At 37.9% G+C, this 12185-nt stretch carries 11 protein-coding genes and 1 other annotated feature; of the genes, 4 read left to right on the forward strand and 7 right to left on the reverse strand.

Features of this window, described 5'->3' with window-relative positions; all coding sequences use genetic code 11:
- Positions 1–104: 104 nt before the first annotated feature.
- Entirely contained in the window at positions 105–1550 is a 1446-nt protein-coding gene (locus JFU20_RS09120; protein ID WP_002166144.1) for an MATE family efflux transporter, read from the forward strand.
- 190 nt (positions 1551–1740) lie between these two features.
- On the opposite strand, the gene JFU20_RS09125 is transcribed toward JFU20_RS09120, so the two are convergent.
- The 5 genes from JFU20_RS09125 to JFU20_RS09145 form a co-directional block, all read right to left on the reverse strand.
- On the reverse strand, positions 1741–2676 hold the full coding sequence (locus tag JFU20_RS09125; RefSeq protein ID WP_002086978.1) for an ABC transporter ATP-binding protein: 936 nt from the start codon (positions 2674–2676) through the stop codon (positions 1741–1743).
- Positions 2669–3712, reverse strand: coding sequence for an ABC transporter ATP-binding protein (locus tag JFU20_RS09130; RefSeq protein ID WP_002011337.1), 1044 nt, complete (start codon positions 3710–3712; stop codon positions 2669–2671). Before JFU20_RS09130 ends, JFU20_RS09125 begins: the two co-directional genes overlap by 8 nt.
- Positions 3713–3730: 18 nt before the next feature.
- On the reverse strand, positions 3731–4747 hold the full coding sequence (gene opp3C / locus JFU20_RS09135; RefSeq protein ID WP_002086981.1) for an oligopeptide ABC transporter permease: 1017 nt from the start codon (positions 4745–4747) through the stop codon (positions 3731–3733).
- A complete protein-coding gene (gene opp3b / locus JFU20_RS09140; protein WP_000534165.1) occupies positions 4744–5673 on the reverse strand; it encodes an oligopeptide ABC transporter permease in 930 nt (309 codons plus the stop codon). Before opp3b ends, opp3C begins: the two co-directional genes overlap by 4 nt.
- 127 nt (positions 5674–5800) lie before the next feature.
- Positions 5801–7435, reverse strand: coding sequence for a peptide ABC transporter substrate-binding protein (locus JFU20_RS09145; protein WP_002011333.1), 1635 nt, complete (start codon positions 7433–7435; stop codon positions 5801–5803).
- A gap of 319 nt (positions 7436–7754) precedes the next feature.
- On the opposite strand from JFU20_RS09145, the gene JFU20_RS09150 reads away from it, so the two are divergent.
- From JFU20_RS09150 to JFU20_RS09160, 3 genes are all read left to right on the forward strand, one after another.
- Complete coding sequence (locus JFU20_RS09150) at positions 7755–8135, forward strand: DUF3899 domain-containing protein (RefSeq protein WP_002125921.1); 381 nt, start codon at positions 7755–7757, stop codon at positions 8133–8135.
- 105 nt (positions 8136–8240) lie between these two features.
- Positions 8241–8457, forward strand: a binding site (T-box leader).
- A gap of 74 nt (positions 8458–8531) precedes the next feature.
- Positions 8532–9521, forward strand: a complete 990-nt coding sequence (gene trpS, locus JFU20_RS09155; RefSeq protein WP_002011330.1) for a tryptophan--tRNA ligase — start codon at positions 8532–8534, stop codon at positions 9519–9521.
- 76 nt (positions 9522–9597) lie between these two features.
- The gene (locus tag JFU20_RS09160; RefSeq protein WP_201039250.1) at positions 9598–9897 is read left to right on the forward strand and encodes a hypothetical protein; all 300 of its coding nucleotides are present in this window, start codon (positions 9598–9600) and stop codon (positions 9895–9897) included.
- A gap of 501 nt (positions 9898–10398) precedes the next feature.
- On the opposite strand, the gene JFU20_RS09165 is transcribed toward JFU20_RS09160, so the two are convergent.
- The gene (locus JFU20_RS09165) at positions 10399–11145 is read right to left on the reverse strand and encodes a YjbA family protein (protein WP_002030367.1); all 747 of its coding nucleotides are present in this window, start codon (positions 11143–11145) and stop codon (positions 10399–10401) included.
- A gap of 143 nt (positions 11146–11288) precedes the next feature.
- Positions 11289–12080 carry a DUF2268 domain-containing putative Zn-dependent protease gene (locus JFU20_RS09170; RefSeq protein WP_201038551.1) on the reverse strand — a complete coding sequence of 264 codons (792 nt, stop codon included), beginning with the start codon at positions 12078–12080 and terminating at the stop codon, positions 11289–11291.
- Positions 12081–12185 lie beyond the last annotated feature (105 nt).

Raw genomic sequence — 12185 nt, forward strand, 5'->3', positions numbered from 1 at the left:
CTATAATATCTTACGCATAATTATTCCTCCTTTTTTGTCATAAAATGAAGGTTTATTCATATTGAAAATATGTAGGCTAAAATAAGTGCAAAGGATATGAAAGTGTGTTACGATACACTTTGCTAAAAATAGATATCGGTAAAGAGGGGACGGACATGACAGCAATTCGCTCAAAAAACGGGCCAACAGAGAAATTAAGTTTATTCTTATTAACATGGCCTATTTTTCTAGAAGTTTTTCTTTTTATGCTGATGGGGATCGCTGATACTTTCATGTTAAGTGCATTATCAGACGATGCTGTATCTGGGGTTGGTGCAGCGAATCAATACCTTCATATCGCGATTTTAGTACTAGAAGTCATAGGGAATGGTGCAGCTATCGTTGTATCCCAATACCTCGGTTCTAAACGCTTTATGGAAGCATCAAAAATATCAGCATTAGCCGTCACATTAAATTTAGTGGTCGGACTCATTATAAGCGCTGGTTTTCTTTTATTTTCAAAACATATGATGATGGCAATGAATTTACAAGGCGATGTACTAACGTATGCACAAAGCTATCTATCCATCGTCGGAGGAGCTATTTTCCTTCAAGCTATTATTAACTCATTAGCCGCAATTATCCGCGTTCACGGCTTTACAAAGCAAGCAATGTTTGTTTCGCTTGGAATGAATATTATTCATATCGCCGGAAACTACGTACTTATTTTCGGGAAATTCGGTTTCCCTGAACTTGGTGTGCAAGGAGCCGCGATTTCTTCCGCTGTCAGCCGGTTAATCGCACTTATCGTTTTCTTCTGGTTACTGTACCGCGTTATGGAATACCGTGTGAAATTACAATATTACTTCACTTTATCAAAAGAATACGTTGGCAAAATTTTAAAGATCGGCATTCCATCTGCATTCGAACAAGTCATGTATCAAGCTTGTCAAATTGTCTTCTTATATTACGCAACATACTTAGGTACGGAATCGTTAGCTGCAAGACAATACGCTACTAACATTTCCATGTTCACTTATTTATTCGCCATTGCTATCGGTATGGGAACAGCTATTATCGTTGGACGCCTAGTTGGCGGAAATGAAAAGGATGAAGCTTACACACGCGTATGGAAAAGTGTACAATGGGCGATTGGTGTAACTTTATTTATGGTCATGCTCGTTGTTACATTCCGCACACAATTAATGGGACTATTTACGGATAATCCTCATATTATCGCTCTAGGGGCAAGCGTTCTTTTACTAAGTGTACTACTTGAAACAGGACGGACGATGAACATCGTCATCATTAATTCACTTCGTGCAGCTGGCGATGCAAAATATCCTGTTTTAATCGGCGCATTCTCCATGGTGTTAATGAGCTTACCACTCGGTTACTTTTTCGCCTTCCATTTAGACATGGGGCTCGTTGGTATTTGGCTAGCGATTGCTATCGACGAATGGACGCGAGCAATTATTATGTTCTTCCGCTGGAGAAGTAGATCGTGGGAAAATTATGCACTTGTTAAACCAAATGAGCAAGATGAGAGTGTTTCTGTTCAGGCGCAGTAAAATAAAAGTGTTTCTAAATGAAGAAAAAGGCGGCTGGATTTCAGTCGCCTTTTCTTCATTCTTGGAAACTCTTAATTTGCTGTCTTTAAACAGAAAAAGAACTTGGATAAAATCTCTTTATACTAAATTAAGTTTAATTAGTATAAAAAATAGAGCCATCCTTCTGTAATAGAAGAATGGCTCTACTTTATTATTGATAGATTTCTTTATATTTCTTATACTCTGCTTCAGAACATAATACAAAATGTCCTGGGCGAATTTCACGCATTGTTGGTGCTTCCTCACCATATTGATGTTGAGATGGATCGTATACGATACGTTTACGATTGCGCTCATAATCTGGATCTGGAAGCGGAATTGCAGATAGTAGTGATTTTGTATATGGATGCATTGGATTCGCATATAACTCTTCACTTGTTGTCAACTCAACGATTTGACCACGGTACATTACACCAATGCGATCACTAATGTATTTTACCATTGATAAATCATGGGCGATGAATAAGTATGTTAAACCTTTTTCTCTTTGTAACTGTTTCAGTAAGTTTACAACTTGCGCCTGAATCGATACGTCAAGTGCTGAGATTGGTTCATCAGCAATGATAAATTCAGGTTCTACAGCTAGCGCACGAGCGATACCGATACGTTGACGTTGTCCGCCTGAGAATTCATGCGGGAAACGGTTTGCGTGCTCTTTATTTAAACCAACTGTATTTAATAATTCATGAACACGGTCCATACGCTCTTTTTTGCCTTTTGCTAGTCCGTGAATATCAATACCTTCTGCGATAATATCCCCTACTGTCATACGAGGATTTAATGATGCATATGGATCTTGGAAAATCATTTGCATTTTACGGTTGAACTTCTTCAGCTCTGCACGTGATTTTTTACCATGTACATTTTCACCATCGAACAACACTTCACCAGCAGTTGCATCATATAAACGAATAATCGTTCTTCCAGTTGTCGATTTACCACAACCTGATTCTCCTACAAGACCAAATGTTTCTCCGCGGTAAATATCAAATGAAATATCATTAACCGCTTTGACAACACCACCACTCACGTCGAAGTGCTGCTTTACATTTTTTACTTCAATTAATTTCTCACGTTGTTTAGTCATGTTGTTCACCTGCTTTCATTTGAAGAATGCGTTTTTCAACGACTGCCGGTGGTTTTACTTCTGGAGCTTGCTCGTGAAGTAACCAAGTTGCCGCATAGTGTGTATCACTTACTTTAAATAAAGGTGGGTCCATTTCAAAATCAATTTTTAACGCCTGCGGGTTACGTGGTGCAAAAGCATCACCCTTTGGCGGTTTTAATAAGTCTGGAGGCGTTCCTGGAATCGCATATAGCTCGTCCTCTGCACCATCTAAGCTTGGCATAGATGCGATTAAGCCCCATGTGTATGGATGTTTTGGATTGTAGAAAATTTCATCAACAGTTCCAATTTCAACAACTTTACCAGCGTACATAACCGCAACTCGGTCTGCAACGTTTGCCACTACACCTAAGTCATGCGTAATGAAAATGATTGCTGCTTCTGTTTTTTGCTGAATGTCCTTCATAAGTTCTAAAATTTGCGCCTGAATTGTAACGTCTAGCGCTGTTGTCGGCTCATCGGCAATTAATAATTTCGGGTTACAAGCTAACGCCATCGCAATAACTACACGCTGTCTCATACCACCTGAGAATTGGTGAGGATATTGTTTTAAGCGCGCTTCTGGATTCGGAATACCTACAAGGTCGATTAATTCTAACGCAACTTTACGTGCATCTGCTTTACTCATCCCTTGGTGTTTAATAAGACCTTCCATAATTTGATTACCAATAGTCATCGTTGGATTTAATGATGTCATTGGATCTTGGAAAATCATAGCAATATCTTTACCGCGTACTTGCTGCATTTCTTTTTCTGTTAGTTTCGTTAAGTCACGACCTTCAAATACAATTTCACCGTTTTTAATACGTCCTGGAGGATTCGGAATTAATCCCATTAACGCTTTAGAAGTAACTGATTTACCAGAACCAGATTCTCCTACAATCGCTAATGTCTCTCCTTTTTTCAAATCAAAAGTAACACCGCGTACAGCTTGTACTTCACCTGCATGTGTATCAAAGGAGACTTGCAAATCTTTTACCTCTAGCAATGTTTTCATTTTTACTTCTCCCCTCTTTTACTTACGCATTTTTGGATCTAACGCGTCGCGTAATCCGTCTGCAATTAAGTTGAATGCTAAGATTAACATACTGATGACAACCGCTGGGATGAACATCATATGTGGATACGTTTGAATTGATTTATAACCATCATTTACAAGAGAACCAAGTGATGCGAATGGTGGCTGAATACCTAGTCCGATGAAGCTTAAGAATGCTTCACCAAATACCGCTGTTGGAATTGTAAACATTGTCATTACGATAATTGGTCCCATTACGTTCGGAATTAAGTGCTTCACAATTAACTGTGTATTCGTTGCCCCTAATGTACGAGATGCTAATACATATTCTTGGTTTTTTAATTTTAGGATCTGTCCACGAACGATACGCGACATCCCTATCCAACCTGTAATTGCCATCGCAAGTGTAATTGACCAAATACCTGATCCCATAATGATTACCATTAAAATAACGATGATTAAGTATGGAATACCGTTAATGATCTCCATAATACGTTGCATAATATTATCTACTCTGCCGCCATAGAAGGCTGAAATACCTCCGTATGCAACCCCAATTACTAAGTCAATCGCTGCTGCTAAAAGAGCGATATATAATGATACTCGTGTACCTTCCCATGTTCTTGTCCATAAATCACGGCCAAGATCATCTGTACCAAACCAGAAGTACTCTTTAATATCACGTTTTTCATATTGGTCAACACCATATTGATCTGTACCGTCAAATGGTAGCCAATGAACATTTTCAATCACTGGAATTTTCGGTGGCATTTTCGCACGACCTAAATCCTGCTCTTTATAAGAATGCTTACTTACCATCGGTCCTAAAATTGCTAATAGTACAATAAGCATTAATAATACGAAACCAAACATTGCACCTTTATGTTGGAACAAACGTCTTCTTACATCTTGCCAAAACGTTAAGCTTGGACGGGCAATGACTTCATTATCAACATTACTCTGATTGGCTGGTTGAAATAAATCTGGAGATAATTTTTGTACATCTTTCATCATTTTTTCCCTCCCGCTAAACGAATACGAGGATCAATAATTCCGTATAAAATATCGACAATGAAAATAACTAAGATGAAGATCGCACTATAGAAAATTGTAGTTCCCATAATAACTGTATAGTCATTCACTGTAATCGATTTAACGAATTGTTCCCCAAGTCCAGGTACAGCGTAAATTTGCTCAATAACTAGTGTCCCTGTAATTAATCCTGCAACCATTGGTCCTAAAATTGTTACAACTGGAATTAATGCGTTACGCAGTGCGTGCTTGATAATGATAACGCCTTGGCTAATTCCTTTCGCTTTCGCTGTTAAAATGTAGTCTGCTTGCATAACCTCAATTAACTCTGCACGAGCGAAACGTGCGATTGTTGCGATAACTGCCATCGATAAGGCAATTGTAGGCATTACTGTAAACTCCGGTCCTTTCCAGAATGCTACTGGGAACCAACCAAGTTTTACCCCTACGAAATATTGTAGTAATGCGGCGAATACGAATGAGGGTACCGACATCCCGAGTACGGAAATAATTGTCGCCCCATAATCGACCCACGTATTGTTACGAAGCGCCGCAACGATTCCTAAAATTAAACCGATAAATGTTCCTAATATAATCGCTTGTAAACCAAGTTGTGCTGATGGTCCAATACGATCCACAATCATATCTGTTACTGGGCGGTTATCATATTGGAATGATACCCCTAAATCACCTTTTGCTAAGTTACCTAAGTAACGTGCATATTGAACTGGTACTGGATCATTTAATCCATATTTTTCAAGAATGATTTCTTTTTGTGCCGGTGATAGCTTCTCCTGGTTTTTAAGCGGAGAACCCGGTAGTAATTTCATCAAAAAGAAAGTCAGTGTAGTAATTAAAAATAATGTCAAAGCCATGTACACGAAACGTTTTAATACATAACGTCCCATAGTCAAGCACCTCCCCGTTTTTCTCAAAAGCAATAAGATAGTTTGAAATATTCTTACTTTTATTTTTTTAAAATAAGAGCACATGCCCATCATAGGCATATACCCTTATTCATGATGGAAACCATTTTTAGTTTTTGAGTTCAACCCACTTATAGCTAAATTCTCCGCCGTATTTATGTTCTAATAGGCCTGTAATTGAACTACGTTGTAAATATGCCTTTCCAGGTTGATATACTGGAGCAATCGCTGCATCTTCAAGCAGTTGTTGTTCTGCTTTTAATAGAGCATCCCAACGAGCTTGTACATCTACTTCTGTTTTGGCTTTCTTAATTAGTTCATCATAAGCTGGGTTTGCGTAGTTCACTTTATTTTGCGAATTACCTGTTGTATACATTTCAAGGAATGACATTGGATCCATATAATCTGGACTCCATCCCGCATATGACATCGCATAATCTCCACTTGCTTCAAGTTTTAACTTTTGTGCAAATGGCTGCATTTTTGTTGAAACTGTTAAACCTGGTAAGTTCTTTTCGAATTGTCCCTTTAAATACTCTCCGATTTTTTTGGCATCATCAGTATCAAAGTTTAATAACTCTAACTCTACTTTGTCTACACCAAGTTCTCTTTTACCAGCTTCCCAATATTTTTGAGCTTCTTTAACATCCTCTTTTATAAGCTTTCCGTTCTCTTCACGGAAGTCTTTTCCGTTAGGTCCTTTTGCCAAACCTTTCGGAACAAAACCATACATTCCTTCTGAACCATCGTTTAAGATAACTTTCCCGATATTTTCACGTTCAAAGGACATCGCAATTGCTTTTCGGATATTTTTATTTGCTAAAAATTTATTTTTTTCATTTAAACGAATGAATTGTGTAGATGGTCTCTTAATTGTTTTAAAATCAGCATCTGATTTGTATTTATCTACAAATTCTGATGTTAATACTACACGATCAATCGCTTTCGTTTCATATAAGTTTATAGCAGTTGAACGATCCTTAACAATATTGAAGTTTATCTCCTCAAGCTTCACTTCTTTATTTTCCCAATACGTTGGATTTTTCTTAAGGTGGAAACTTTGTTCATGTTTCCATTCATTTAAAACGAATGGGCCATTATAAAGTGTCGTATTGGATTCTAATCCAAATTTTGTTCCTTGTTCTTTTACAAACTTCTCATTCAAAGGATAAAATGTTGGATAGACTGTTAGACTTACAAAATAAGGAACAGGATTATCTAATTCCACTTCAAGTGTGTGATCATCAATTGCTTTTACACCAAGTTCCTCAACTGGTAATTCTTTTTTATTAATTTTCTCTGCATTTTTTACATCAAATAGTATGTAAGCAAATTTGGCACCCGTATTTGAATCAACAGCTCTTCTCCAAGAATAAACGAAGTCTTTCGCTGTTACAGGTTCACCATTCGACCATTTCGCATCTTCACGTAATTTAAATACATACTTTTTACCATCTTCTGATTTCTCATAAGATTTAGCGACTCCTGGAACGAGTTTATCGTCTTTCCCCAGACGATACAACCCTTCCATTGTGTTATTCATGATGTTAGAAGATGCTGCATCCGTTGATAGCGTCGTATCCATTGTTGGTATTTCAGCAGTTTCTGTTAGATTCAATACTTGCTTATTTGAAGTACTGGATCCTTTCGCGCTTGCCTTATTATCATCTTTTTGATAACTACAGGCTCCTAGCACACTTACTGTCAACGTCGATGCAAGCAATAGCGGTATCTTTTTCTTCATGCTGTGTTGCCTCCCCTAATTGCACTTCCTGTACCCTCACTTGTAGAAAAACAGAATTGAAAGAATAATCTCCAAGTTTCTACAATTTTCATTATACATATAATATGACGATTGTGAATATAGTTTTTTGTTTTTTTGTTAAAATTTTTAATAAAATGTTTATATTTTTAATTTTTTGTAAAGGGATACGTTAACATTGCTACCATCATCTTGAAATTAGAACCTCAATTGCGTATAATTTTCAAAAAATTATTTATATTACTTATTATAACTTTTATAGTATAATAATTCTAGTAATATTTTGACGGAGGGGAATATTTTGAATAAAGTTTTTTTTCATACTTGTATACTATTTTTGGTTGCGATAATCGCTTCTAGTGTGGGCGCATTCCTCGTTTCATCTCATTTTTTGTTGAATTTTGTCAACATCTCATTCTATATTGCATTGTTTTTTATTCTTATAGGTGGTTTTTTATTCATATTTCAAAACGGATTTTTTAACGTAACAATTTACGCATTCCAAAGAGTATTTGGTACGAATAAAAAAATTGACTCTTTAATTGAAGAAGCAGAGGAACCTATCGATAAGAAAGAACGTATTTATAAAACATATTCATTCAAATGGACGTATCCGATTTGTATTACCGGTATCGTACTTGGGTTGTTCTCGATCCTCATTAGCTTTACTATTTTGATGTAGTTTGCAAACACTATTCCATATGATATAATAATCAGCAAAACATTTTGTTATAAAACTTTAGTTCTTTCATATTAAAAGAGCTTAGGTAACAATAAATAAATTTATATGTATGCGATGATAAAGAAGAGTACATATTGAGGCAATTTCAGAGAGCTTGTGGCTGGTGTGAACAAGTAATTGCGCAGTATGGAATGGGCTTTTGAGCACCAAACCGAACCGAAAGTAGTAGGCTTTGGCGTTATATCCAAACGTTATTATGGATTAGAGAGATTTCACAGTAGTGAAATAATTAGGGTGGTACCGCGGTCCATTCGTCCCTAGAGTTTTTGGGATGAATGGGCTTTTTTGTATGCCTTCTCTTCCCCATCGCACATTCAATTTTAGGAGGAATTACTTATGTCAGTTATCTTTTCTGGTATTCAGCCAAGCGGAACAATTACACTTGGAAACTATTTAGGAGCTATGAAGCAATTTACAGAGCTTCAAAATGAACACGACTGTTATTTCTGTATTGTAAACCAACATGCGATTACAGTACCTCAAGATCCCGTACAACTTCGTAAAAACATTCGCAGTCTTGCTGCACTTTATGTAGCATGTGGCATCGATCCTGAAAAAGCTACTTTATTTGTACAATCAGAAGTACCAGCACACGCTCAACTAGGATGGATTATGCAATCAGTTGCTTACGTTGGAGAATTAGAGCGTATGACGCAATATAAAGATAAATCTTCTGGTAGAGATTCAGTTCCAGCTGGATTACTAACGTATCCACCATTAATGGCTGCTGATATTTTACTTTACAACACTGAAATCGTACCTGTTGGTGATGATCAAAAACAACATATGGAATTAACACGCGACCTAGCAGAGCGTTTCAACAAACGCTTCCGTGAAGTGTTCACTGTTCCTGAAATTCGTATTCCAAAAGTAGGAGCTCGCGTTATGTCATTAACAGAACCTACGAAAAAAATGAGTAAATCTGATCCGAATCCAAAAGCAATGATCAGTATGCTTGATGAACCAAAAACAATTGAAAAGAAAATTAAAAGTGCTGTAACTGATTCTGAAGGTATCGTGAAATTTGATAAAGAAAACAAACCTGGAATCTCTAACTTATTAACAATCTACTCTTCATTCTCTGGAAAGACAGTTGAAGAAATAGAAGCAATGTACGAAGGAAAAGGATACGGAGACTTCAAAGGCGACCTAGCACAAGTAGTCGTAGAAGCAATTCGTCCAATCCAAGACAAATATAACGAACTAATCAACTCACCAGAACTAGACGAAATTCTAGACAAAGGTGCCGAAAAAGCGAACCACGTTGCATTCAAACAACTACGTAAAGTAGAAAACGCAATGGGATTAAGTAGAAAGCGGAGGTAACTTATAAAGCGGAGGCAGCTCGTTCAGCTCTGACTGGCTAAGGTTCTTTCGCATAGAAGACGCTTTTTGTCTTCTTATGCGGAAGGTTCTTAGACACGAAGAGCTTGCTGCCAGAGCTGGATTACTACAAAAAGCGGAAGCGGCTCGTTCAGAATGTGAGGAGGATGGAGTTCCTGACGCAGAGGCGTTTTTTGCCTCGCAGGAAGGCGCGAAGCCACCGAATATTCTTGCCGCTGGAGCTGGATTTCATATAAAGCGGAAGCGGCTCGTTCAGAATGTGAGGAGGATGGAGTTCCTGACGCAGAGGCGTTTTTTGCCTCGCAGGAAGGCGCGAAGCCACCGAATATTCTTGCCGCTGGAGCTGGATTTCATATAAAGCGGAAGCGGCTCGTTCAGAATGTGAGGAGGATGGAGTTCCTGACGCAGAGGCGTTTTTTGCCTCGCAGGAAGGCGCGAAGCCACCGAATATTCTTGCCGCTGGAGCTGGATTTCATATAAAGCGGAAGCGGCTCGTTCAGAATGTGAGGGGGATGGAGCTCCTGACGTAGAGGCGGGTTTTGCCTCGCAGGAAGGCGCGAAGCCACCGAACATTCTTGCCGCTGGAGCTGGATTACTAGAAAAGCGGAGGCGACTGCTTAGCCCTGACGGATAAGGTTCTTCCCCACAGAAGGTGCTTTTTACCTTCTCGTGGGGAAGGTTCTTAGACGCGAAGGGCTAGGAGCCGGAGCTGGATTTCATAAAAGGCGGACGCGGCTCGTTCAGAATGTGAGGAGGATGCAGTTCCTGACGCAGAGGCGTTTTTTGCCTCGCAGGAAGGCGCGAAGCCACCGAACATTCTTGTCACCTCCATAAAAAAAACCGCCAATTGGCGGTTTTTTTAATTTACCTTCTGCTCATTTTCCATTTCCCATAACTTTTCAAAAAACGGCTGTCCTTTTACAAGGCGCTCACATAATTGCTCGTGCTTCTCAGACCATCCAGTTTTCGCTTCATCATAAAGTTTAGCCCAAACATCTTCAAACTCCATATGTTGGACCATTCCGTACGCTGATGGATCCCACTCTGTGAACCAATAGCGAATTTCAGCTGGATTTTTCGTTGTATGTAATTGATCTAATGCCATAAATAATAATTGTTTTAACTGTCTTTCTTTACGAGTTAGGCCGTTCATAATGAAAGGCGACGGCGATAAAATATGATGTTCTTTTTCAATCTCTTCCACTTGGAACTCATACTTTTCTGCTTGCACATTCTCTACCATCTCATATACCATCTGTTCTTGACGCGGTATAAGCCTACTTTTTCTAATTGGAACATTATAGCCGATTGAATCAATCGCAATAATTCCTTTTCCATCTGTAACTACAAAACAATATTCTTGTTGCAAACGTTCGTGATTTTTACGAATATAAGCCTTATGATATACGTCTTCCAATAATTTTTGCGGAAGCTCTAATAATTCGTTCTCGATGTAATGATATAATGTGGCATCTACTTTTAATAATGGCACTTGATCTAATAGCTCAATCGTATCATCTTTCCGCCATTCGTAAAAATGACAAACGTTATACCCATTCTCTTCACCTTCAAACCAATTTACCCATACATCATGTAGATATAACATTCACTACCCCTCACTTCACTACTGTTTGTACCAATCATTATGTTCAGTTTTGCTTAACTTTATTCCACTTGAGGAAATATATTCTAATTATTATTTTTTCTTCTATAATATAAAAAAAAAACAGGAGATAGCTCCCCTGTTTTTCATGAAACATGAAATGTATTTGCTTTATTCAATATTTCTTTCGCATCTATAGATAATAAAGAAAGTGTATTTTCTCCTTCAAATGCTACACAATCTTTCACAATATGAAATCCAAGTGCATAGCCAAGCATTTTCGGATACGAGTGCAGTCCATTTAATAAAACATCATGCTCCCTCGTACCTCTCTTTACGCCTATTCGGTCTTGTATTGAATTCCTCCAATAATAAATAGCATCTTCTTTTGAAATGTAAGTAGTCCACGGTGCACATCTTTTTTCTGTATACCTTTCATACACAGCTTGCTCAGCTAACCCTTCCATAATCATCGTATCAAGTAATGTATACTCTGTTTCTTTCGTCTCAATTTGATGTAACCTACATATATGATGGTATTCATGCGTTAATAAAGCTTTTAGTTCCTCTACTGAATTACGTCCACATACGAATAAGAAAATAACGTGACGCATAGATAAGCCAGCCTTCCCGTTATATTCCTCTTGTACAGTTCGATTGTATGAATCTGATAATAAAATAAAGATAGGGACATCTGGACCTTTTAGCCAACCTTTCAATTTTTCATACTCCATGCTAAGTTCTTTCCAAATTTCTTTCTTCTCTAACTCTTTAATTTCCTGCTCCCCCCGCATTACTGGGCGATACATACCTTTAGAGATTAAAAAGCGATACAGTCTCTCTTTTGGCAATGGAATATACTTTGTAAATTTCTCACAAAGCTTCTCTGGACGTCCATAATACAGATGTAACCATTCTGCCGTTTCAACAACCCCCAACCTTCATCCCTCCTTTTCTTATGTATATGCAAAAAAGAAAGGAACGTAAAGGTGATAAAAAATAAATAAGGTGTCTTTTCGTAATACTTTACGAAAAGACACCTT

Source organism: Bacillus sp. TH30 (genome assembly GCF_016650875.1).
In the GTDB taxonomy this organism is placed as follows: Bacteria; Bacillota; Bacilli; order Bacillales; family Bacillaceae_G; genus Bacillus_A; species Bacillus_A mycoides.